Origin of the sequence: Pseudooceanicola aestuariicola, assembly GCF_045763785.1 — a bacterium.
Lineage (GTDB): Bacteria > Pseudomonadota > Alphaproteobacteria > Rhodobacterales > Rhodobacteraceae > Pseudooceanicola.
In genome coordinates this window covers 544,047-567,193 of record NZ_JBJGSF010000002.1, presented here as the reverse complement: position 1 = coordinate 567,193, position 23,147 = coordinate 544,047, and the positions used below count along the sequence as shown (strand labels likewise).

The window sequence follows — 23,147 nt, the reverse complement described above, 5'->3', positions numbered from 1 at the left end:
GCTTTCCGGGCGGTTTCAACTGGCCCTCAGATAGGGCCTTGGACATTGAATTGCAATCAACGCCGAATGGCAACGCGCACGACAAGCCATGTCACCAGCACGATCATCAGATCAACCATCACGTACTGCGCCATCAGCGGCTCTGCCATATCATCGGCGACCTCGACCCAATCGTCGGCCTCCATCGGAAATAGGTACAGCGCCAACCCGCTACCGGCCCGGCCCTGCGTATCCGCAATCAAGAAGGCAAAAGCGTTATTGGCCAGATGAAATCCGATCGCCGCGCCAAGCGTGCCGCTGCGCGCGGTCAGATCGCTGGCCGCCAGCCCAAAGACAAACGCCCACGCGACGTAATAGATAGAATCCTGCGTATCCGTGCCGTTCGCCCAATGGACCCAAGCAAAGGCGATATTCGGCACGATCATCCAGACCCACGTCTGGCGGAAGCGCGCAGCCAGTTGCTGTTGCAGATAGCCGCGATAAAACAATTCCTCGGCCCCCGTCTGGATCAGCAGGGCGATCATCGCCACCGGCAGGATTTTGAGCCAATTGACCAGCGTTTGCATTTCGGCCTCGGCCAAGCCCCAAGGCACGACGAACAGCATCAGAACATGCATCCCGCTGGCCGCGATCAGAGCCAGTCGCAGATCTTGCCACGCCAAGTCGCCGGGACCGACCAGGCTGGCAAATCCACGGTCATGACTGCGCCACGCGACCCAGACCACCAAAAGCGCCAAAATGACGAAGGACACCAGATCATAAAGTACGGCTATCGGCGCGACGCCATCAAAGATGATGTCCGCCACATCGGGTGAGGCGGTCGCCAAAAAGAAATCCAGCAGATCGCGCCCCAGCTTGTACAGAAACTCGATCGCGACAAAGCCGACGGCAGTCGTGATCAGCGCCTTGGATGGTCGCGCGGCTTCGACAAGTGCTTCGTGCGGGGCGTAAGCCTTCATATCAGCGCCGCAGCACGATCCGCGCGCCCAGCCACGCGATGAAAATCAGCCCGATTTCGATTAGGAAAACCGGCCAGAGGGCGGGATCGGACATATCAAGCGGGATAATATAAAGCGCCAGCCCCGACATCTGTCCCGAGGTGCCGATTAGGAACAGGGACGTGAAGTTGTTCACCAGATGCATTGCCAAAGCCGGACCCAACGTCCCCGTCCGCGCGGTCAAATCCGCCGCAGCGATGGCAAAGGCGAAGGTCACGGCAACAACGGCCCAACGATTGTTGTCCAGCGTTGGATCAAGATGCAGCAGCGCGAACAGAATCGACGGCAGACCGATCCACACGATCGGGTGCCTGAAACGCGCCGCCAGTTGCGATTGCAGATAGCCGCGAAAAATCAGCTCTTCTATGCCGATCTGAATGACCAGCATGACCAGCGCCAGCGGCACCCAAGATAGCCAGCGTAAGACGCTTTGGTTCAATTGAACCTCGGCCCCGCCCGGGGTTGGCAACAACATCGCCAAAGCGATGACCGCCGCCTGAACCCCTAGGACCCTAAGGAATTGCGCGCGGGCCGGACCAAGCGGCCCGATAAGTGACAGGATGCCGCGCTTGTGCAGAACGCGCATGACAATGATCAACGCCAGCGTCGGTCCGATAAAGGTCGACAGCGTCCAGACCATACCCGCCGGACCAAGGTCGGGATGCAACGCACCGCCCCCCGGCAGCATGGATCCCGCGATAAACCACAGCATCGCCAGCACGAAGCTAAGCACCGTAATAGCCGCCAGACCCGCGCCAGTCCGCCAAAGTTCTGAACGATCCCGCGCTGGATCGGTAAGGGTCTGCTGTGGCTCGTAACTCATGACGGCCACGCTATCCTTCCACACCAGCAGCCGCAATCGGCCTTGTCTGGCCTTGGCGCGTCATTTATCCCCATGCCAGCCAGTTATCCCGGGGAGGCTTCCATGACCAAGTTCGATAAATCCCGGCTGCCCAGCCGATACGTCACCGAAGGACCGGAACGCGCACCGCACCGTTCCTACCTGTATGCCATGGGCATCTCGGAAGAAGAGATCCACCAGCCTTTGGTTGGCGTCGCCACCTGCTGGAACGAAGCAGCCCCCTGTAACATCGCTCTGAACCGTCAGGCTCAGGCCGTGAAACTGGGCGTAAAAGCCGCAGAGGGCACGCCGCGCGAATTCACCACCATCACCGTCACCGATGGTATCGCCATGGGTCACGAAGGCATGCGCTCGTCGCTGGCATCGCGCGAAGCGATCGCCGACACGGTCGAACTGACCATGCGCGGCCATTGCTATGACGCCATCGTGGGTCTGGCTGGCTGTGACAAGTCGCTGCCGGGCATGATGATGGCCATGGTGCGCCTGAACGTGCCGTCCGTCTTTATCTACGGCGGGTCGATCCTTCCGGGCAAAGCGCCCCAAGTGGACGAAATCCCCGAAGACTTCCGCTCCCGTGACCTGACCGTTCAGGACATGTTCGAAGCCGTGGGCCGTCACCAGAACCACGAACTCTCGGACGCGGCGCTCGACATGCTGGAACGCGTGGCCTGCCCGTCCTCGGGCGCGTGCGGCGGCCAGTTCACCGCGAACACCATGGCCTGCGTGTCCGAAGCAATCGGTCTGGCGCTGCTGAACTCCTCTGGTATGCCCGCACCTTATGAATCGCGCGATCAGTATGGCGAAGCTTCGGGCCGCGCCGTGATGAACCTGATCGAAAAGAACATCCGCGCCCGTGACGTGGTCACCCGCAAATCGCTGGAAAACGCGGCCCGCGTCGTTGCCTGCACCGGCGGCTCGACCAACGCGGGTCTGCACCTGCCTGCCATCGCGCACGAAGCAGGCATCGACTTCCATCTGGATGACGTCTGCGAAATCTTCCGCGACACGCCCTACTTTGTGAACCTGAAGCCCGGCGGCGACTATGTGGCCAAAGATCTGTTCGACGTTGGCGGCATCCCCGTTGTCATGAACGAACTGCGCAAGGCTGGCCTGATCCACGAAGACTGCATCACCGCCTCCGGCAAGACCATCGGCGAAGAACTGGACACCGTGAAGCGCAAAGCTGACGGCAAAGTCATCTACCCGATCGAAACGCCGATCACCAAAACCGGAGGTGTCGTGGGCCTGAAGGGCAACCTTGCCCCCGAAGGTGCCATCGTGAAAGTCGCGGGCATTTCGGCCGAAGACCAGAAGTTCACCGGCCCGGCCCGCGTGTTCGAATGCGAAGAAGACGCCTTCGCCGCAGTGCAAAAGCGCGAATATAAAGAAGGCGAAGTCATCGTCATCCGGAACGAAGGCCCCGCAGGCGGCCCCGGCATGCGCGAAATGCTGGCCACCACCGCAGCTCTGTCCGGTCAGGGCATGGGCAAGAAGGTCGCGCTGATCACCGACGGCCGCTTCTCGGGCGCGACGCGCGGCTTCTGCGTCGGTCACGTCGGCCCCGAGGCAGCACACGGCGGCCCCATCGCCCTGCTGAAAGATGGCGACATGATCACCATCGACGCGGTCTCTGGCGAAATTTCGGTCGATCTGACCGATGACGAGCTGGAAGCGCGCAAGGCCGACTGGAAAGGCCCGCGCGACACGATCTATGCCTCGGGTGCGCTGTGGAAGTACGCCCAGCTTGTCGGCAAGACCTATCTGGGCGCGGTGACGCATCCCGGTGGAAAAGCTGAAAAGCACATCTATGCGGACCTTTAAGGGGTCAGACAAAAAAGGGGCCGGGCACCGCAAGGTGATCCCGGCCCTCTCTTGTGTCGCAGTGCTAAGCTTCAGCGCATGCGGCGAAGCCCCCACCGGCGGGTTGTTCGCCGGATCCGGGGGCACCTCCGGGTCCGTTCTTGAAACCGCGACCCTGGATCAAGGCACCATCACCCTGACACCACCAGCGGGCTACTGCATTGACGGACGGTCGCTGAAGAACCGCGGCGCCCGGCAATTCGCGCTGCTGGCCCAATGCGACGTGCTGCGTCAGGATGAAACGGCGGGCATCACGTCGCTGACCATGCTAACCGTCACCGCTGTCAGATCAGGCCCCGACACACCTTTGCCCAGCGCCGAAAGCATCGCCGAGACCTTCGGCCCGGCGACCGTCTTATATGACGCCGTGATCGACAACGTCCGGGTTGTGCAATTGTCGAACGGCGGGACAAGCGCGACGGATCAGGCCGATCCGGTTCATTGGCGCGGCGTTCTTCAGGCCAACGATCACACCATTGGGCTGGCGGCCTACGCCATGCAGGATGGGTCGGGCGCGGGCCTTGAGGGGCGCAACCTGTTGCTGACTCTTGCACGAAATATCCGCGGCGACAGCCCGGGCGGATAAGGCGCACGCGACTGGCGCGTCAACGGTATAGCCGTGCGTTAACCCTTGCAGTATACATAGTCAGGGCAATCACTCCGGCGGCAGACCGAAGAACGACAGGCATCCATGGCAAGCGCGATTTCGAAATTTCTGGACCACTTTGTGACCCAACGGGAATTGGCCCGTTGGAAAAAGGCGGCCAAGAAAGCGCGCACCGACGACCTGTCTGAGCTTCGCGGCACACGCGCCAAAGCCAAAGCGCTGAAATCCAACCTCGATGCGCTGCTGCACGAGGCGGACGCGCGACTGGCCCTGCCGCTGCTGGGATCAAACGTCTTTCCCCTGCCCCACGGCACCGATTGGTCGTGGCGGCCAGAGTTGTGGCGTGGCCCTGTGCCGGCACGCGGGATCGCCTCGGCCCCGGCGAAATCGCGGCTGGGCCATGAAATCACGCTGCACCACGATTGCATCCATTCCGAACTGTCCCTGCGCCAGTTGCGCAATACGCGCGCCATCGACATTGCGCCCTACGGTCTGCGGATGGACGTTTTCGCCTTTGATGGATCGTTCCTGTCTCTGGTGATCGAAATGCCTGATGATGCGCTGGTGGGCCTGCGCAAAACCCACCTGATCCGCCTGACCATGCGGGTCGAGCTGGAAAAACCGCTGGAAATGTTTGCGCGTCTGAATATCACCCAAGGCCCGAATACCGAACAGATCGTCCGTGAATTCCCCGTGAAGGGCGAAGAGACGATGATCGAATTCGACCTCGCCTATACTGACATCAACGAAGAACGGCTGGAAAAGGCTTGGCTGGACCTGATCTTTGAAGGCCCGGACATGAACCAAGTCACAATCCGCGACCTGACCCTGGCCCGCTGCCCCCGCGCTGAATTCTGAAGGACGTCCCGATGAGCATCCTAAAGGTGACCAAGACCCGCCTGACCAACGGCCGATACGAGGGCGTGATTTCCAATGTGCCCGAAGACCTGCGCCCCGGCGTGTCGGCACGGTTCCGTGACCGCCCCTTGGACGACGTGGCTGTAACCCCTGCAGGCGACGGCACATGGCGTGTCGCCTTCGACATCCCCGTGGCGGCAATCAGTGACGGGATCCAGACAATCACAATCATCGAAACCAATACCGGCGATGTTCTGGACAGTCTTGCCATAATCGCCGGTGAAGCCGCCGACGAAACAATCCAAGCCGAGATTGACCTGCTGCGCGAAGAACTGGACCTTCTGAAACGCGCTTTCCGGCGACATTGCGTCGAAACCGCCTGAATTAGCGCAAATGTGGCGGGAAACGGGGTGTTTCCCTGTTTCCAGTCCATAAACGATCCCGACAATACCCCCATATTGACGATGGCCCGCCCGGATTGTGCCCAGATTGGCGGCGATACCTGATGCCAAGGCAGAATACTGAGTACAGGCAGAAAGGTAAGGCAATGGACCGTCTGACAGAAATGGAAGCATTTGCGACGGTCGTGGATCAAGGTGGTTTCACCGACGCGGCCAAGAAGATGGGGATCAGCAAATCCGCCGTGTCCAAACACGTTTCCTCTTTGGAAGCGCGATTGGGCGCACGTCTTCTGAACCGGACAACACGTCGTGTATCCCCGACCGAGATCGGCTTGGCCTATTATGACCGTGCCCGCCGCGTCCTGAACGACGCCGGAGAAGCCGACGCATTGGTCACCTCGATGCAATCCGCGCCCTCTGGGCTGTTGCGGATCAGCGTGGCGACCGACTTTGGTGTCAATCATCTAAGCCCGGTGTTGGGCGAATTCCTCGCTGAATTCCCGGACATCACGGTGAACATGGTGTTGAACAATCGCTACGTAGAACTGATCTCGGAAGGCTTCGACATGGCCATCCGCATCGGTGAGTTGGAAGACAGCACCCTGCGAGCCCGCAAGCTGACCGAGACGTCGAAGCGTATGATCGCGGCCCCGGCCTATTTTGAAAAATATGGCCGTCCGCAGAAGATCGACGATCTGAACGAACACAAGCTGTTGCACTACAGCTCGCAGGCCTCTGGCAACGTCTGGAAGCTGACCGCGCCGTCTGGCGAAAAGCGTCAGGTGCGCACCGCAGGCTGGCTGTCGGTCAACGATGGGCAATCCCTGCTAAACGCCGCCATCGCGGGTCTTGGCATCGCTTACCTACCGTCCTTCCTTTATGCCGATGCGCTGAAAGACGGGTTGGTGGTCGACGCGATCCCGGAGCTTCCTGCAGAAACGCAAGGCATCTATGCGGTCTACCCGCCGGGCCGGTTCACCCAGCCCAAGGTGCGTGCCTTCATCGACTTCCTTGTCCGGTCCTTTGCTGAAAAAGGCCCCGACATCTGGTGACACGACTTTAGGTTTCCTTCCCCCGCCTTACCCAAGGCCACCTACAACCCGGCGTTTTCGCCGGGTTTTTCTTTGGTTATTCGATCGACAGAAGGATCGCTTCGACCCGTCGGTTTGCGGTACGGCCTTGCGCGGTCAGATTGCTTTGAACAGGGGCAAGATAGCCCGCGCCCCGCGCCGTGATCTGGGTTTCGGGGATATCGTAAGCCCGGATCAGACGCTGCCGCACCGATTCTGCCCGGCGTTGCGACAAGGCGATATTCGCATCCAACGAACCAACCGCATCGGTATGGCCGACCAACGCCAGACGACTAGCGGGATTTTGGATCAGGTAATCCGCCAATGCGGAGAGCGAGCTGTAATCCCGTTCGCTCAACGCATCTGCACCCGTTGCAAATTCCAGATCAGACAGAACAACGTGGCCAGAGTCGACAAGGCGCGACACGAACACATTGCTCGAGATCGGCGTGGATGGTGCGGGTGTCGTAGCGTCGCTGGCCTGCGCCGCACCCTCACCCCGAGGAGAGGCTGCGCCGTTCTCGACCACCTCGAACAACTGGATATAACGGTTGCTGCGGCCCTTACTGACCAGAACATACAGATATTCGGTCTGCGGGCCGAAGGATTTGGTCGCCGTCAGCACCCGGAAATCGAACAGATCGACGTTCATTGCAGGCGCCGCCAGAACCGGCAGGTCAAAGCGGAAATCAAACCCACCGCAATCCTCGCCCGCGCAATCCAGCACGATCTCGTATCCAGCCGCAGTGATCTCTTCTCGCAGGTCTTGGACGATCCGCAGGGTCGGCAATGTCGGAGACGGGATCAACCAAGCACGGCGCCGCAACGGCCCCTCGACCACAACGGTTGGATCGTCGGCCCCATAAGGCGCAATCGGCACAGCAACTGATCCCAGCGCGTCCCGATCATCGAAGGTCGCACTGGCGGCATCAGGCAGGCTTGGCTCAAAAGCCCACGCAGGCGCCCCGAAAAGGCCCGCGATCAGCGCAACACAGGACCAGCGCAAGACCCTAGCGTGCCTGAGAGTGGTACTCATCATTCGGTCGCATGTCCGTGGCGCTAGCCACCCGGTTCGTCATGTTGAAAAAGGCCGCCACGTTGGCGATGTCCCAGATATCACGATCGGTGAATCCATGATCGCGCAGGGCCTGACGGTCGGCCTCTTCGATCTTGCGGCTTTCCGTGGTGACCTTGGCGGCAAAATCCAGCATCGCGCGCTGGCGCGGCTCCAGATCGGCGACGCGATAGTTCATCACCATCATCTCGCCCAGCTTGGGATCGCCCGACAATTCGCGCACTGCCGCCCCATGCGCCGTCAGACAGTAGAAACACCCGTTGATCGAAGACACAACGACGGCGATCAACTCACGCTCAAGCTTGGTGATCCCGCTATCAGCCAGCATCAGATCGTTATAGAGCGCGGTGAATGCGTTCAGCTTGTCGATGTCAAAAGCGTGCGCTTTCAAGACGTTCGGCACCATCCCCAGCTTGTCCTGACAGATGTCAAAATACTTCTGCGTCGGCGCGGGCAGCGGGTCGACCATGGGTAGGTTCAACGCGGTGGGCAGGTCGCTTTTGCTCATCTCAGCTTTCCTTGATCCGATAATGGTACTGACCCACCTTGGTCATTCCCAGCTTGGCATACAAGGCATTCGCCGCCTCATTCGCCTGTACGCAAAGCACCGCGAAATGCGTCGCGCCTTCTTGGGCGGCCCATTGCGCGGCGTGCACGCTCATTGCGCGGCCCATACCGGCGCGGCGGGCCGAGGGGACGATTTCCAGCGCGTGCATCATGCCGATACCCTGCGCCACGCCCACATAGCAGGTGCCGCCGGGGGAATTGTCATGCCGTCCGATCAGCGCGGTCTTGGGGCAATCGGCACGCTCCATCACGGCGATCCGATCCGGGCCTACGCCACCCTGCGCCCAGAAATCCAGTTGGATCGCCAAAGGCTCCCAAACCGCAAGGCTGGCCTGTTCGATGTCCGTGTCCTCATGGATCAGGTCCTCGACCGGCGCGCTTAGCACATTGGTCTGATCGACCATGGCGTACCCTCGCGCCGCCAGAATATCGTCCAGTTCCTCATCGCCCGCCCGCAGGGAAAATAGTGGCTTCTGACCAAACTCCCGCATCCGCGTTTCAGCAATGGCGATATCATCAGAGGTCACGTCGCCGATCACCGTCGCTGCCGTCACGCGTTTACCGCCGCCCGGGGATTTACGCAGCATGAAAGGCCCACACTCGATCTTCTCTGCCGCGGGCCAGGTCGCATCGGCGCAAGCGAAGTAATCAATAAGATCAGGCATCAGGAAACACCTCGGACAATTTCACCATCGCCGCGTCCAGCCGCGCACCATCCTGCCCCCGCACAACCACGTTGGCCCCATAGACGCCATCCGTTTGAAACGGATACGAGCCGAAGGACAGGTCCGAAAACTCTGCCGCCAGATCACGCAGCGGACTGGCGATTTCGCTTTCGGGACGCATGACGCGCAACGATTGGCTTAGCAGCGGTGTGCCGCCTGTCAGGGTCGGAAGGACCGATGCGACCATGGCCTGAAACACGGCAGGCACCCCGGCCATGACATGTACATTTTCCACCGTGAACCCCGGCGCGGTCGACACCGGGTTATCAATCAGCGCCGCCCCATCCGGGATCCGCGCCATCCGCAGCCGAGCCTCGGTCAACTCTACCCCGCGTGCACCATAGGCGTCGGCCAGCAGTTGCCGCGCATCATCGCGCACGTCGATGGACCGACCGAACGCCTCGGCAATGCAATCTGCGGTGATGTCATCATGCGTCGGCCCGATCCCGCCCGAGGTGATGACCGTGTCAAACGCCTCGGACAGCGCGCGGACGGCCGCGACGATTGCAGGCGCGTCGTCCGACACCACCCGCACTTCTTTCAGGTCGATACCGACCTTGACCAGTTCTTGCGCCAGATGGTGCATATTGGCATCGCGCGTGCGGCCCGACAGGATCTCATCCCCGATGACCAGCATGGCGGCGGTTGGATTGGGCATGAAGGCTCCTGACTTTGTCTTTCCGTTTGAAAAGGGTATAGGCCCGCCCCATGCGCTTTCAAACCCCTCTCGTTCCTGCGCGGCTGATCCGCCGCTACAAACGTTTCCTAGCCGATATCCAACTGGACGACGGCACCGAGGTGACTGCCCATTGCGCAAACCCGGGATCGATGATGGGTCTGGCCGAGCCGGGCACGCGCATCTGGGTGGAACCCAATGATGATCCGAAGAAAAAGCTGAAATACGGCTGGCGGCTGGTCGACCACGAAAACGGGCATTTCACCAGCGTCGACACCTCTCTGGCCAATCGCGCGTTGAAAGAGGCGTTCACAGCCGGCGAGATTGCGGATTTCGCGGATTACCCCACCATTCTGCCCGAACAGAAATACGCCGAGAAAAGCCGGATCGATTTCCTGTTCCGCGCCCCCGACCGCCCGGATTTTTATGTCGAGGTGAAGTCCGTCACCCTGATGCGCCAACCCGGGCTGGCAGAATTCCCTGACAGCGTCACCGCGCGGGGCGCCCGGCACATGGCCGATCTGGCGCAGATGGTTCAGGCCGGGCACCGCGCGATGATCCTATACCTCGTTCAGCGCACCGATGCAGATCGCGTCGGCGCGGCGGGGGATATCGACCCGACCTATGCCCGCGCGGTCACCGATGCCCTGACCGCCGGGGTCGAAGCCCGCGCAATCGCCGCGCATATCACGCCCGAGGGGATCGAGATTGCCGGACCCCTGCCCTTTGACAGGCCCAAGGTCTGAAGGCACCCATGAATTCGCACGCCTGCGGATACTGCATCGCAGCGCGACACCCCAACACGTTGTATCGATGCCAAAAGTGACCTATTTATGGAGCAAAGACTGAAAGGGCTGAAAGTGGACGACAAAAGCCAGATCACACGCGATGGTATCCGCATCTATCAGGACGCGGACTTCGCTGGCATGCGCAAGGCTGGTGCACTGGCTGCGCAAATTCTGGATGAGATCGCCGAACACGTCTTTCCCGGCCAAACCACCGGAGAGCTGGACCGCATCATCGAAGACAAGGTGAACGCGGCTGGCGCGACCTCGGCCACGATTGGCTATAAGGGGTATCAGCATGCTTCGTGTATCTCGATCAACCACGTGGTCTGCCACGGTATTCCCGGCGACAAAAAACTGAAGGATGGCGACATCCTGAATATCGACGTCACGGTGATCGTCGATGGCTGGTATGGTGACACCAGCCGTATGTACGTGGCGGGCAAGCTGTCGCGGAAGGCCGAACGCCTGATCCAAGTGACCCATGATGCCCTGCTGAAGGGGATCGAGGTCGTAAAGCCCGGCAACACCTTTGGCGACATCGGCTATGCCATTCAGACCTACGTCGAGGCGAACCGCATGTCCGTCGTCCGCGATTTCTGTGGCCATGGCTTGGGCCGCGTGTTCCACGCGCCACCGAACGTCCTGCACTATGGCCGTCCCGGCACCGGACCGACGCTGGAAGAAGGCATGTTCTTTACCATCGAACCGATGGTGAACCTGGGCCGCCCGGAAACCAAGGTTCTGGCCGACGACTGGACCGCGGTAACCCGTGACAAATCCCTGTCGGCGCAGTTCGAACATTCCGTCGGCGTCACGGCGGACGGGTGCGAGCTGTTCACACTGTCGCCCGCGGATATGTTCCACCCAACATACGGCTAAGCCTTTCGGCCAGCCGAAAGGAAAGGGGGGCTGTCTGCCCCCCAAAGATCCTGCGGATCACCCCCCGAGGGATATTTGCATCAAGCTGAAAAAGCCTGAGAGACGCCACAAATTCACAAAGGTCATTGAGGCGTCCCGGAAGGCGTGTGGTTAGACCGCTTCCAGCATCAGGGCGATGCCCTGACCGACGCCGATGCACATGGTGCACACGGCGCGCTTTGCGCCCATGTGGCCCATCGACAGCGACGCCGTCAGCGCCAGACGCGCGCCGGACATACCTAGCGGATGGCCCAGTGCAATCGCCCCACCGTTCGGGTTCACATGATCTGCATCGTCCGGCAGGCCCAGCTGACGCGTGACGGCCAGACCTTGGGCGGCGAAGGCTTCGTTCAGCTCGATCAGGTCGATGTCACCGATGCTTGTCCCGGTCATCGCCATCAGCTTTTCGGTCGCGGGCGCAGGCCCGATCCCCATGATGCGCGGCGGCACACCGGTCGTGGCCATCGCCGTGATCCGTGCGCGCGGCGTTAGACCGTATTTCTTTACCGCCTCAGCCGAGGCAACGATCACGGCACAGGCCCCATCGTTGACGCCCGATGCATTGCCCGCCGTGACCGATCCACCTTCTCGGAAAGGTGCGGGCAGCTTGGCCAGTTTCTCCATCGTGGTCGTACGGGGGTGTTCGTCGGTATCAACGACGATCGGATCGCCTTTGCGCTGCGGGATCGTCACGGGCGTGATTTCTTCTGCCAGACGACCCGAAGCGATAGCCGCTGCAGCGCGTTCCTGCGAGCGTAGGGCAAAGGCGTCCTGCGAAGAGCGGTCGATCTGGAACTGCTCGGCCACGTTTTCCGCCGTCTCGGGCATGGAATCGGTGCCAAAGTGCTTGTGCATCGCCTTGTTCACAAAGCGCCAGCCGATGGTGGTGTCGTAGATCTCGGCCTTCCGCGAAAAGGCGCTGTCGGCCTTGGGCATCACCAGCGGGGCACGCGACATCGACTCGACGCCGCCCGCCATCACGACGTCCACTTCGCCAGACTTCACGGCCCGCGCCGCCGTGCCAACCGCATCGAGGCCAGAGCCGCACAGCCGGTTGATCGTCATACCCGGCACGTCTTCACCCAAGCCAGACAGCAAGGCCGCCATCCGCGCGACGTTGCGGTTGTCTTCACCAGCTTGGTTGGCGCAGCCCATCATGACTTCGTCAACTTTCAGGCCCGAGTTTCGCGCGGCCAGATCGCGCATTACCTGCGCCAGCATGTCGTCCGGGCGGACCGAGGCCAGCGCCCCGCCATACCGCCCAATGGGTGTGCGCAATCCATCGCAAAGATAGGCTTCGGTCATGTCGTTTCCTCCGGAATATGTTCGCCGCGCAACCTGCGCAAATGCCGCGGTGGGGTCAAGCGCCGTGGAAGAACCTTCCGCATTGCGGACAGATTTATAGGAAGGTTCTTGATTTCGGTGACAAAGAGCGCAAGTCTGACGTATGACGGTTCAACCACCGACACCTTTCCCACAAAACGCCAAGGAATGCGTTGCATTTCACCGGACGGAATTGTCCGTGATCCTGTCGCTTTATGGGCGCATGGTCGCAGCAGGCGAATGGCGCGATTATGGGATTTCATCCCTGTCCGAGGTCGCAGTCTTTTCGGTCTTCCGACGAACGGCAGAACACCCACTGTACCGCATCGAAAAACGCCCCGCACTGCGTCTGCGGCAGGGCATGTATTCGGTTGTCGGCATGGACGGGCAAATCCTGAAACGCGGTCAGGATCTGAAAACCGTTCTGCGCGTGTTGGAGCGCAAGTTGATCCGCGCCGTCGACTAGACCCGGCGGATCCTACGCCGCCCCGTGACCGGACCGTCCTTGGCCGCGATACGTTTGATCGCGCTGTCCATATCCTCGTAGGCGACCGCCATGTGATAGGCGTTCGCATGCAGGATCCGCCCGTCACCCACCACGAAGGCCACGTGACCTTTCCAAAAGATCAGATCACCACGCTTTGGCGCGGCATCATCCGCCAGCGCGTCGCCCAGCCCCTTAGCCTGCTGATCACTGTCACCGGGGCACTCAACCTCACAAGCCAGACAGGCCGCCTGCACGAGGCCCGAACAATCAATCCCGAATCCGCTGTTGCCGCCCCATAGATAGGGCACACCCAGATACCTTTCGGCCTCGGCCACCACATCCGTGGCTGGCGTCAGCGGGGCGAGGTGCGGCATCGGCATATGCACCTGCCACGTATCGCCGGTTTCCGGGTCGGGCAGGCCGACCTCGGCCCAGTCGCAATTGTCGTGCGATTTACCCGAGACATGGACCAAAGCACCGATCGGCATCGGCTCTGCCGGGTCGGGGGATTTCAGGGCCGGTTCAACGGACCAATAGCTGTTGCTGATCACCCGATGGGTCGGCGTTTGGGTCATGCGCGTCAGGTCATCGCGCAGGACATAGCCGACATATCCGTCGCGGGCCGCGTAACCGAAGGCATAGTCCACGTCCGTTTCCAGAACCATGAACGCCTGACCAAAGGCCAGTTCACGCTCTCTGGGTCCTTCGTCTGGCTGTGATAGAATCGAAGTCACCGGCGCAGCAACGCGATGTTCGGCCGCTGTGACGAAACGGTCGGCTTTGACCTTCCCCTTGAGAGAAACGTCAGCCACGCGCCCGTTTGATTTCAGAACGCGACGGTCGGTCACAGGCCCAGTGCCTCTGGCAACGCGTCCAGCACGGCCCGAGCGCCTTGTCCGACGCCCCCTTTGGGGCGCCCGGGGGCAGACGCCGGTTGCCAGCCATAGATATCGAAATGCGTATAGCGCGCGGTGTCGCCCGCGAACCGCCGCAAGAACAGCGCCGCAGTAATCGACCCTGCAAATCCGCCCTTGGGTGCATTGTCCAGATCGGCGATCCCCGGTTCGATCATTGCCTCGTAAGGTTCATAAAACGGCATCCGCCAGACGGGGTCACCCACGCGGCCCGCTGCCGCGGTGATTGCCGCAGCCACGGCGTCATCATCGGAATAAAACGGAGCAATATCCGGCCCAACAGCCACCCGTGCCGCGCCCGTCAGCGTCGCCATCGACAGCATCAGGTCCGGCTTATCCTCTGCCCCGTAGACCAATGCGTCGGCCAGAACCAAGCGACCTTCGGCGTCCGTATTATTGATCTCGACCGTTTTGCCGTCGCGGGCGGTCAGGATGTCCTGCGGGCGGAAGGCATTTCCGGAAATCGAATTTTCCACTGCCGGGATCAGAACCCGCAGCTGCACGGACAGGTCCAACGCCATGATCATCCGTGCCAGCCCCAGAACCGTAGCAGACCCTCCCATATCTTTCTTCATCAACCCCATCGACGCGCCGGGTTTAATGTTGAGCCCGCCTGTGTCGAAACACACGCCTTTGCCGACCAACGTCAGCTTGGGGCCAGTGTCGCCCCAGCGCATGTCGATCAATCGCGGCGCACGGGTCGAGGCCCGGCCAACCGCGTGGATCATGGGAAAGTTCTGGGTCAACAGGTCGTCGCCCTTGATGACGTCAAAGCTGGCGCCGAATTCAGTCGCAAGGCCGGAGGCCGCGTCCTCCAACTCATCCGGGCCCATGTCCGACGACGGCGTGTTGATCAGATCGCGGGTCAGTGCTTCGCCCGCTGCAATCGCCTCGATCCGCTTGGCATCGACGCCCTCTGGCGCGACCAATTGCGCGACCGATCCGCCCTGTTCGCGGTAGCGGTCGAAGGCATAAGCCGACAGCAGCCAACCCAGCGCTTCTTGGTCCAGCGCATCGCCGGTCAGATCACTTTGCAACCGATAGGTCCCCGCAGGAAGGGCCATGGCCGCAGCCGCCAGCGCAAACCGCCCGCGCGCCCGATGCGCAGCGGTGCCATAGCCTGCCAGCGCCAACGCAGGCGCGCCATCGGCCCCGGGCACCAGACAAGCGGCCCCAAGCGCGCCGGAAAATCCCTGCGCTTCTAGCCATTTGCGTGTGGCGTCAGCCTGATCGGCAACCCAGTCCTCGAATTGATCCGCGGCAACCAGATACAGCGGCAGTGCATCGGCGTCGGCGGGGGCGAAAGTCATCGGCATCGGAAACTCCTTACATTGCGCCGAAGCCTAGAGTTTGGCCACGTCGCTGCAAGGGGTTTCCATGCCTCAGACGCGCACGCCCTGCATATCCCAAATCTCGGTCAGGGATCGTTCGCCAATGCGCAACAGACGCGACAACGTGGCCGACAGCGCCACCGGATCCCGCGCATCGATGCAATGGGTCACGTCACAGGCCACGCGCGACAGGGTATTCATTCCGATCTGGTCCGCGATCCCGGTTAGCGACCGCGCCGCTTTGCGCATTTCATCATAGCGATCCTGCCGAAACAGGCGTTCCGTCATCGACAGGCGCACAGCCAGTTCTTCCATTGCGCGGCACACAACATCTTCGGCACCGGAATCGCCCAATTGTTCGTACAACGTCTGCAGGCGGTCAGAGTCGAGGCGGACCACCTCTTCCTGCGCCAGAACCTTTACGTCATCCACGTATCTCACCCTCATCTCGTCTTCCCACGGCGCAGGGTTATGACGGCGATCCCTTCCCAAATCCTTTCCTGCCACTCGGAATGTTGATGAAATTCGCATCAAATGCGCTTCAACCTTCGGGCAGTCGCGCTATAACACCCGGTAGCCGTGCGCACTGCGCCGGTGCTCCGCAACTCAGAGAAGGACATACAATGAAGCTTGCCAAACCTCTGCCGAACTTTCTGGTTCAACGGTTCCATGGCTGGAAAGCGACAACCTTTTCCGAAAACAAAGCGTGGTACCGACGCCTTGCAGACGAAGGTCAGCGCCCCCGCGCCATGATCATTTCCTGCTGCGATTCCCGCGTGCACGTCACGGCGATCTTTGGCGCTGATCAGGGTGAGTTCTTCATTCACCGCAACATCGCGAACCTCGTGCCGCCTTACGAACCCGATGGCGCACAGCACGGTACCTCGGCCGCGGTGGAATACGCCGTGACCGCGTTGAAGGTCGCGCATATCGTGATCGTCGGCCACTCAAGCTGTGGCGGCGTACGCGGATGCCTTGACATGTGTTCCGGCCACGCGCCCGAGTTGGAGGAAAAATCCAGCTTTGTGGGCCGCTGGATGGACCTGCTGCGCCCCGGCTACGAACGCGTCAAGGATATCGAAGACGAAACGACCCGCGTTCGCGCCTTGGAAAAAGAGGCGGTTTTGGTGTCTCTCGACAACCTGATGACCTTCCCATTTGTCGAATCCGCCGTGAAGTCGGGCGAGCTGTCTTTGCACGGCCTGTGGAACGACATCGGTGACGGCGGGCTGGAACAATACCTGCCCGACGAAGGTGTGTTCAAAGCCGTCTAAGGCTTAACGCAACTGCTGACCCTGTGGCCAACGTAGCTTGTGCGACAGGGTCACCACCTCTTCGGTCCCGGCATCCATCGTGAACCGCCATTCCAAGACGCCGCGGCGACCATCCACATTCGTGTCGATCGGCGCGGGCGTTGCGTCGTACGTCACGCTCAGGTCTTCCTGTTCTGAATAGGGCACACGGTCACGCAACCGAACATCCCACGCGCGATCCGTCAGATTGCGCAGGGTGATGTCCACGGTTTCATTCTGTTCATTCGACCGCGCAATGACACCCCGGTCACCCTCCTGCCGGTCCCGCACGATACGCTCCAGACGCAGTCCCTCGATAGGGCCAAAGGACAGCTCTGCCTCGTCCCCTTCTGCGATCAGGTCAAGGTACCGTTGGCCGACAAACGTGCCGTTCAGATAGAACCGCGCGTCCCCCGTTCCCAAGATCAGTTCACCAGAATTGTTCGTGATCTCAGCACTGACAAATGCGGTACTGTCAGACAGAGGAACCGCGCGGGCAAAGACCTCCGGTTCGAATTCGACAGACCCCAAGCCAAGGCGCACTGCGTCCGCCTCATTCGCGATGCTGACGGCGTCGGGGTAGTCGTAGGTGACCGCGATACCGTCAAAGCTCGCGCTGGGCGCGACCTCTTCCATGACAGGCTCTGCCAGCATCATGTCGGCCTCACCATCGCGGGCCTTGAGGGAACGGGTCGCCATCGGCACGGGCTGCGGCATGCTTTCGGGATCAAAGATGCGCCGCAGCCAAGGCCAGACCTCTCCCGGCTCCTGCTGCCCCGAAGGACGGACCGTCGACAGGGTCAGCTGCACGTCCGACCAGTTTTCGCCGGTCGACTGCCGAACATAAGCGCCCCGATCCATCGACAAGCTATCGGTATCGCCGGTGAATAGGCGCAGATCATAAGTCGGCTCCCACGATGCTGCGTTGGTGATGTAGGATAGGGTCAGGTCGGCAGTGGTCGCGGCGGCGGCTTGCACGTCGATCACAAGATAGGCCCGGTCCTCATCTTCCGTCTCAAGCGCGGCTAGGGCCGCTTTGGCATCACTCAGTTCTTCCTCAGCCTCCTTGACCGCGCGTTGGGCCGGACGCATCCGAATTTCGGCCTGTTGCACCGCCTGCCGCGCCTGCAAACCTTCTACACCGATCAAATCCACCAGAGCACGCAATTGATCCGGGGACGCCTGCGCCAGACCGTCCGACTGCCCGATCCCGTCCAGAAACGCGATCCGAGAGCGCGCGGCCTCGGCCTCGGCCCGGATGGCGGCCACGGCGTCCTGCGCGGCTTGCAACGCCTGTTCCTTTACCTCGACCTCTGCCTTCGCGGCGGCGATCTGTGCCTGATCCTCTTGCGTGCGCGGCGGCACGAAATCATCGCGATACCGAATAGCCCCCAGGGTCAGCCCCGGTGCGGACAATTGCAAAGTCGCCGGATCGATCATCGGCATATCGGTCAAAATGATCTGATGCCGACCTTCGGGCACGTCGACCTGCGCCACGCGGGTCAGGCTGGCTCCCTGCGGGAAAATCGTCGCCTGCGTAACGTCGCTGCTGACGCTGATGTCATCGGCCCAAAGCGGGGCGGGAAGGGCCAGCAGGGTCAGGGCAAGAGCATAAGGGCGCATGGCAAAGGTCTTTCTGTTGAAACGTCCCACACACTTTGCTGGCAGCGCGGGCGAAGGCCAAGGGACAAGCGCGCAACCGGCGGGATTTGGCCAAGTTTCCAATCCGGCCCGTCCCAGTGCCAACGGAAGTCCGCACAAACGAAAGGGGCGGCCCGAAGACCGTCCCCTTGATACGTCCAAGCCTGAATCGCTCAGCCTTTTTTCAGCACACGCTTGCCCAGCGTCTCGGCGATCTGCACCGCGTTCAGCGCAGCACCCTTCCGCAGGTTGTCAGACACGACCCAGATGTTCAGGCCGTTGTCGATCGTGCTGTCCTGACGGATGCGCGAAATAAAGGTCGCGTAGTCGCCGACGCATTCGATCGGCGTGACATAGCCGCCGTCTTCGCGCTTATCGATTACCATGCAGCCCGGCGCTTCGCGCAGGATGTCGCGCGCTTCGTCTTCGTCCAGATGGTCTTCGAACTCGATGTTGACGGCTTCAGAGTGGCCAACGAACACCGGAACGCGCACGCAGGTCGCGGTGACCTTGATGCTGGAATCGATGATCTTCTTGGTCTCGGCGACCATCTTCCATTCTTCCTTGGTCGAACCGTCTTCCATGAAGACATCGATGTGCGGGATCACGTTGAACGCGATCTGCTTGGGGTACACCTTGGCCTCGTACTCGTCCGTCGGGTTGTAGATCGCCTTGGTCTGGTCCCACAGCTCGTCGATCGCCTCTTTGCCCGAACCGGAAACGGACTGGTAGGTCGACACGACAACCCGCTTGATCCGCGCGCGGTCATGCAACGGCTTCAGCGCCACGACCATCTGCGCGGTCGAGCAGTTGGGGTTGGCGATGATGTTCTTCTTGGCATAGCCATCGACGGCTTCGGGGTTACACTCGGGCACCACCAGCGGCACGTCCGGGTCGTAACGGTAAAGCGAGGAGTTATCGATCACGATGCAGCCCGCCTTGGCGGCCTTGGGCGCATATTCCTTCGTCGGGCCCGAACCCACGGCAAACAGCGCCATGTCCCAGCCGGTGAAATCGAAGGTGTCGAGGTCCTGTGTCTTCAGGGTTTTATCGCCAAAGCTGACTTCGGTGCCCAGCGACCGACGCGAGGCCAGCACGGCAATTTCGTCCACGGGGAACTGACGCTCCGCGAGGATGTTCAGCATTTCGCGGCCCACATTACCCGTGGCACCGGCGACGACGACTTTATAGCCCATCAGAAAAGCTCCTTTCACTTGGGTCGCGCGGCTATACCGCAGGCGCGACGCGGTGCAAAGCTTAATGCGCTGATACGACCTATCAAGGCCTGCGATAGACCTTTTCCCAAAGGCTCAGTCGGTCCGATCCGTCGCAAAGAGGTAAATCACCAGCCCGATGGACTGCGCGATGACGTAGAACATGAACACCGGAACGAATCCCCCACCCATGTAAAGCGGCCCGGTGATCATTTGCGCCAGACCCGCCCCACCGATCGAGAAAAGATTCATCAGCGTGACGCCCCGCCCCACCAGATGCGGCGGCAGGAAGGCGCGACCATGGGCCATGATCATCGGATAATTCGACAGCACAAACCCGGTCAGCGCGAAAAGGATCACGGCTGTCCAGACACCCGCAGGCGGCATCAGCGCCAGCGTCGTCACCAGACCGATCGACGTCACCGCCCCAAAGACGTTCAACCATTTGCGCGTCCCCAGCACCCGATCCAGCGGGCCGTAAGCAAAGGTGCCAACGATCATCGCCACAGCCATGACCAGCGTCGCGTATCCGATCAATCGCGCGTCTGCGCCGTAGTTCTCGGCAAAGAATGGTCCGGCCCAAAGGCCCCGCATTCCGGCGGCTGGCGCATAGTTCACCAGCGTCAGCGGCAGGATCAGCCACAACCCACGGATCTTCAGCACGTCCAGCAGGCTGCCCTTGGGCGCATCAACGATCGCCGGGGGATCCTGAACGGTGCGCAGCAACAAAAGGGCCACGACGACGGATGCCACGGCAAGCAGCCCCATGCTCATCCGCCAGCCGAACGCCTCGACCGCCAAGGCCAGCGGGAGGGAGCCGGCTAGGTTGCCCGCCTGCCCAAAGGCGATGATGAAGGCCGCGAAGGTGGCGAACATCGCGGCAGGATAGACCCGCGCAAGGATATAATAGGACGCCATCAGAACCGGCGAACAGCCAACCCCGATCAGCCCCATGGCCACGACGATCTGCCACGGCGCCTGCGCCAAGGCGAACAAAAGCGCCCCGCCCCCGCCGCCGACCAACAGCAACCAGCCAGAGGTCCGGCGCGGCCCCAGCTTGTCCAGCGCCCAGCCCACCGGGATCTGAAACAGCGCGAAGATCAGGAACCACATGCCCGCCGCCAGCGACAAATCCGCCGCCTTAGCGCCGATGTCTTCGTTCAGGACATTGGTCAGCACCGGCAGGAACGACCGGAAAAACTGGCTTAGCACATAGGCCAAGACCAACAGGATGATATCTATACGCATGTCAGAAGGGTCAGGTCAGATGCACCGGCCGCCGTCCACCAACATGCAGACGCCGGTCACCATCGATGCCTCGTCCGAGGCCAGATACAGCGATGCGTTTGCAATGTCCTGCGGAGTCGACATGCGCCCGATCGGAATGGTCGACAGGAACTTGGCCCGCATCTCTGGCGTGTCTTCGCCCATGAACGTCGGCAGCAAAGGCGTTTCGCCCGCCACGGGGTTCACCGCGTTCACGCGGATACCATGCGGGGCCAGTTCGACGGCCATGGTTTGCGTTGCGGTGTTCACCCATCCCTTGGACGCATTGTACCAGTTCAGGTTCGGCCGCGGGCTGACCCCCGCGGTCGACGAAATCTGAACAAAACAACCCGATTTCCGCGCTTTCATCTGAGGCACCAAAGCCCGCGCTGTCAGATAGATCGACCGGACGTTGACGTTTAGTACGCGGTCAAATTCGTCCTCTTCCACGTCTTCCAGAGGCTTGGGCATATGCGACACACCCGCGTTGTTCACCATGATATCGACATGGCCCCAGGCATCGTTCGCCTGCGCGACCATCGCGTTCACACTGTCGGTTTTCGACACGTCCACCGCACAGCCGATCCCGTCGAGCTGCTCTGCCATCGCCATGGCGGCATCGCCCTGAATATCCGCGACCATCACCCGCGCGCCCTCTTCCACGAAGCGCCGGACGATACCCTCGCCAAAGCCTTGTGCGCCGCCCGTTACGATCGCGGTCTTGCCATCCAGTCTCATGATGATCCTCCCAAATTTTGTGCGGACAGTCTGCCGATCTTTGCGAATTGGCAAGCGCCGCGATCGGCACACCCGTCCATGTTATCCATGATACGCCGCGACCGTCTTCAGCGTGGTAAAGCCGTACAGCGCCTCGAACCCCTTTTCGCGGCCGTGGCCTGATTTGCCGATCCCGCCGAAGGGCAGTTCGACGCCGCCGCCAGCCCCGTAATTGTTCAGAAACACCTGCCCCGCCCGGATCGACCGGGCCATGCGCATCTGCCGCGCACCGTCCCGCGTCCAGACCCCAGCGACCAGACCGTAATCCGTGCCGTTCGCAATCGCGACAGCCTCGGCCTCATCCTCAAAGGGGATCATCACCTGCACGGGGCCAAAAATTTCATCCTGCGCCAAGGCGTGATCTTGGGCGACCCCGGCATAAAGCGTCGGTGCCACGTAATAGCCGTCACTCGGCAAATCATTCAAAGTGGCCTGACCGGCGATCTCCAGCCCCTGCCCCTTGTCCAAGAACCCCTCGACCAGACCCTTCTGCTTCGCCGAGATCACAGGCCCAACGTCCAGATCGTCTACGGCCTTGCCGACCCGCAGCCCAGCATAGCGCGACGCCATCGCTTCGCGCACCTGCTCGTAAACCTTGCGCTGCACCAAAATGCGTGACGACGCCGAACAGGTCTGTCCGCAGTTCTGGATGCCTGCATTCACAAGGAACGGTAGCGCCGCCTCCAAATCCGCATCGTCGAACACGATCTGCGGCGACTTGCCCCCCAACTCCAGCGTCACGGGAACCACGTTTTCAGACGCAGCCCGCTGCACCATACGCCCCGTCGCGACAGAGCCCGTGAACGACAGATGATGCACGCCGGGATGCGCGGTCAGCGCCGCGCCGGCCTCTGCGCCCAGCCCCGGAACCACGTTCAGCGCACCGTCCGGCAGCCCAACCTGCCGCGCCAGATCAGCGAAGGCCAAGGCGGTCAGACAGGCATCCTCGGCCGGTTTCAGCACACAGGCATTGCCCGCAGCCAAGGCCGCGCCCACCGATCGCCCGATGATCTGCATCGGATAGTTCCACGGTACGATATGTCCGGTCACCCCATGCGGCTCACGCAGGGTGTAAACGGTATAGCCGTCCAGATAGGGGATGGTTTCGCCGTGCAGCTTGTCCGCTGCGCCACCGTAGAATTCCAGATACCGCGCCAAGGCCACCGCGTCCGCACGCGCCTGTTTCAACGGTTTGCCCACATCGGCCGCTTCGATCCGCGCCAGCACGTCGACCTTTTCCGCGACCAAGCGGCCCAAAGCCATTAGGATACGCCCCCGCTCGGCCGCCGGGGTCCGGCCCCATGCGCCTTGCCACGCCTTCGTCGCCGCGCCCACCGCAGCGTCAATGTCGGCGGCTTGACCGCGGGCGATCGCGCCGATCTCCTCTCCGGTCGACGGGTCGAACAGCGGCAGGGTTTGACCACCTGACGGGGCTATCCACTGACCGTCGATCAAGCATTGAGACGGATCGAACCATAGGTCTTTCATGTGATGTCC

At 61.4% G+C, this 23,147-nt stretch carries 24 protein-coding genes; 9 read left to right on the top strand and 15 right to left on the bottom strand.

From position 1 onward, the window contains the following. Positions 1–56 precede the first annotated feature (56 nt). Together ACI3GR_RS10675 and ACI3GR_RS10670 are read right to left on the bottom strand one after the other, a co-directional pair. The gene (locus tag ACI3GR_RS10675; RefSeq protein WP_407494391.1) at positions 57–959 is read right to left on the bottom strand and encodes a CPBP family intramembrane glutamic endopeptidase; all 903 of its coding nucleotides are present in this window, start codon (positions 957–959) and stop codon (positions 57–59) included. A gap of 1 nt (position 960) precedes the next feature. Further along, positions 961–1,821: a CPBP family intramembrane glutamic endopeptidase gene (locus tag ACI3GR_RS10670; RefSeq protein WP_407494389.1), complete on the bottom strand. Its 861-nt coding sequence runs from the start codon at positions 1,819–1,821 to the stop codon at positions 961–963. A gap of 102 nt (positions 1,822–1,923) precedes the next feature. Between ACI3GR_RS10670 and ilvD the strand changes: the two genes are divergently transcribed. The 5 genes from ilvD to ACI3GR_RS10645 all read left to right on the top strand — a co-directional run bounded on the left by ilvD (position 1,924) and on the right by ACI3GR_RS10645 (position 6,638). Then, the gene (ilvD, locus tag ACI3GR_RS10665) at positions 1,924–3,681 is read left to right on the top strand and encodes a dihydroxy-acid dehydratase (protein WP_407494387.1); all 1,758 of its coding nucleotides are present in this window, start codon (positions 1,924–1,926) and stop codon (positions 3,679–3,681) included. After that, positions 3,668–4,306 (top strand): hypothetical protein, encoded by a 639-nt coding sequence (locus tag ACI3GR_RS10660; RefSeq protein WP_407494385.1) that lies wholly within the window; start codon positions 3,668–3,670, stop codon positions 4,304–4,306. Before ilvD ends, ACI3GR_RS10660 begins: the two co-directional genes overlap by 14 nt. A 105-nt stretch (positions 4,307–4,411) precedes the next feature. Then, positions 4,412–5,185 (top strand): DUF6478 family protein, encoded by a 774-nt coding sequence (locus tag ACI3GR_RS10655; protein WP_407494383.1) that lies wholly within the window; start codon positions 4,412–4,414, stop codon positions 5,183–5,185. Positions 5,186–5,196: 11 nt separating this feature from the next. Next, positions 5,197–5,568 carry a hypothetical protein gene (locus ACI3GR_RS10650; protein ID WP_407494381.1) on the top strand — a complete coding sequence of 124 codons (372 nt, stop codon included), beginning with the start codon at positions 5,197–5,199 and terminating at the stop codon, positions 5,566–5,568. A 164-nt stretch (positions 5,569–5,732) separates the two neighbouring features. Next, complete coding sequence (locus tag ACI3GR_RS10645; protein ID WP_407494380.1) at positions 5,733–6,638, top strand: LysR family transcriptional regulator; 906 nt, start codon at positions 5,733–5,735, stop codon at positions 6,636–6,638. Between the two features lie 76 nt (positions 6,639–6,714). On the opposite strand, the gene ACI3GR_RS10640 is transcribed toward ACI3GR_RS10645, so the two are convergent. From ACI3GR_RS10640 to ACI3GR_RS10625, 4 genes are read right to left on the bottom strand one after another with little or no spacing between them, the layout of a single operon-like run. Further along, positions 6,715–7,695, bottom strand: coding sequence for an OmpA family protein (locus tag ACI3GR_RS10640; protein WP_407494378.1), 981 nt, complete (start codon positions 7,693–7,695; stop codon positions 6,715–6,717). Further along, on the bottom strand, positions 7,667–8,239 hold the full coding sequence (locus tag ACI3GR_RS10635; RefSeq protein ID WP_407494376.1) for a peroxidase-related enzyme: 573 nt from the start codon (positions 8,237–8,239) through the stop codon (positions 7,667–7,669). The genes ACI3GR_RS10640 and ACI3GR_RS10635 overlap by 29 nt, the downstream gene beginning before the upstream one ends. A 1-nt stretch (position 8,240) precedes the next feature. Next, a complete protein-coding gene (locus ACI3GR_RS10630) occupies positions 8,241–8,963 on the bottom strand; it encodes a GNAT family N-acetyltransferase (RefSeq protein WP_407494375.1) in 723 nt (240 codons plus the stop codon). Beyond that, the gene (locus ACI3GR_RS10625) at positions 8,956–9,681 is read right to left on the bottom strand and encodes a competence/damage-inducible protein A (protein ID WP_407494374.1); all 726 of its coding nucleotides are present in this window, start codon (positions 9,679–9,681) and stop codon (positions 8,956–8,958) included. The genes ACI3GR_RS10630 and ACI3GR_RS10625 overlap by 8 nt, the downstream gene beginning before the upstream one ends. A 50-nt stretch (positions 9,682–9,731) precedes the next feature. On the opposite strand from ACI3GR_RS10625, the gene sfsA reads away from it, so the two are divergent. Together sfsA and map are read left to right on the top strand one after the other, a co-directional pair. Continuing rightward, entirely contained in the window at positions 9,732–10,445 is a 714-nt protein-coding gene (gene sfsA, locus ACI3GR_RS10620) for a DNA/RNA nuclease SfsA (protein ID WP_407494373.1), read from the top strand. A gap of 87 nt (positions 10,446–10,532) precedes the next feature. Further along, positions 10,533–11,366 carry a type I methionyl aminopeptidase gene (map, locus tag ACI3GR_RS10615; protein ID WP_407494372.1) on the top strand — a complete coding sequence of 278 codons (834 nt, stop codon included), beginning with the start codon at positions 10,533–10,535 and terminating at the stop codon, positions 11,364–11,366. A gap of 150 nt (positions 11,367–11,516) precedes the next feature. Here the strand turns inward: map and pcaF are convergent, their stop codons facing one another. Then, entirely contained in the window at positions 11,517–12,710 is a 1,194-nt protein-coding gene (pcaF, locus tag ACI3GR_RS10610) for a 3-oxoadipyl-CoA thiolase (RefSeq protein ID WP_407494371.1), read from the bottom strand. A 142-nt stretch (positions 12,711–12,852) separates the two neighbouring features. On the opposite strand from pcaF, the gene ACI3GR_RS10605 reads away from it, so the two are divergent. Next, positions 12,853–13,194, top strand: a complete 342-nt coding sequence (locus ACI3GR_RS10605; protein ID WP_407494370.1) for a DUF2794 domain-containing protein — start codon at positions 12,853–12,855, stop codon at positions 13,192–13,194. On the opposite strand, the gene ACI3GR_RS10600 is transcribed toward ACI3GR_RS10605, so the two are convergent. The 3 genes from ACI3GR_RS10600 to ACI3GR_RS10590 all read right to left on the bottom strand — a co-directional run bounded on the left by ACI3GR_RS10600 (position 13,191) and on the right by ACI3GR_RS10590 (position 15,907). After that, positions 13,191–14,063 (bottom strand): C40 family peptidase, encoded by an 873-nt coding sequence (locus ACI3GR_RS10600; protein WP_407494369.1) that lies wholly within the window; start codon positions 14,061–14,063, stop codon positions 13,191–13,193. The two genes, ACI3GR_RS10605 and ACI3GR_RS10600, sit on opposite strands and share 4 nt — an antisense overlap. Next, positions 14,060–15,445 carry a leucyl aminopeptidase family protein gene (locus ACI3GR_RS10595; protein ID WP_407494367.1) on the bottom strand — a complete coding sequence of 462 codons (1,386 nt, stop codon included), beginning with the start codon at positions 15,443–15,445 and terminating at the stop codon, positions 14,060–14,062. Before ACI3GR_RS10595 ends, ACI3GR_RS10600 begins: the two co-directional genes overlap by 4 nt. 66 nt (positions 15,446–15,511) lie before the next feature. Next, positions 15,512–15,907 carry a hypothetical protein gene (locus ACI3GR_RS10590; protein ID WP_407494365.1) on the bottom strand — a complete coding sequence of 132 codons (396 nt, stop codon included), beginning with the start codon at positions 15,905–15,907 and terminating at the stop codon, positions 15,512–15,514. Between the two features lie 176 nt (positions 15,908–16,083). Between ACI3GR_RS10590 and ACI3GR_RS10585 the strand changes: the two genes are divergently transcribed. Continuing rightward, positions 16,084–16,734, top strand: a complete 651-nt coding sequence (locus ACI3GR_RS10585; RefSeq protein WP_407494364.1) for a carbonic anhydrase — start codon at positions 16,084–16,086, stop codon at positions 16,732–16,734. A gap of 3 nt (positions 16,735–16,737) precedes the next feature. On the opposite strand, the gene ACI3GR_RS10580 is transcribed toward ACI3GR_RS10585, so the two are convergent. From ACI3GR_RS10580 to ACI3GR_RS10560, 5 genes are all read right to left on the bottom strand, one after another. Further along, positions 16,738–18,375, bottom strand: a complete 1,638-nt coding sequence (locus ACI3GR_RS10580) for a mucoidy inhibitor MuiA family protein (RefSeq protein ID WP_407494362.1) — start codon at positions 18,373–18,375, stop codon at positions 16,738–16,740. 191 nt (positions 18,376–18,566) lie between these two features. Continuing rightward, on the bottom strand, positions 18,567–19,589 hold the full coding sequence (locus ACI3GR_RS10575) for an aspartate-semialdehyde dehydrogenase (RefSeq protein WP_407494361.1): 1,023 nt from the start codon (positions 19,587–19,589) through the stop codon (positions 18,567–18,569). Positions 19,590–19,703: 114 nt separating this feature from the next. Beyond that, positions 19,704–20,855 carry an MFS transporter gene (locus tag ACI3GR_RS10570; protein WP_407494360.1) on the bottom strand — a complete coding sequence of 384 codons (1,152 nt, stop codon included), beginning with the start codon at positions 20,853–20,855 and terminating at the stop codon, positions 19,704–19,706. A 15-nt stretch (positions 20,856–20,870) separates the two neighbouring features. Then, positions 20,871–21,611: an SDR family oxidoreductase gene (locus ACI3GR_RS10565; protein WP_407494359.1), complete on the bottom strand. Its 741-nt coding sequence runs from the start codon at positions 21,609–21,611 to the stop codon at positions 20,871–20,873. An 81-nt stretch (positions 21,612–21,692) separates the two neighbouring features. Beyond that, positions 21,693–23,138 (bottom strand): aldehyde dehydrogenase family protein, encoded by a 1,446-nt coding sequence (locus ACI3GR_RS10560; RefSeq protein WP_407494357.1) that lies wholly within the window; start codon positions 23,136–23,138, stop codon positions 21,693–21,695. Positions 23,139–23,147: the final 9 nt, after the last annotated feature.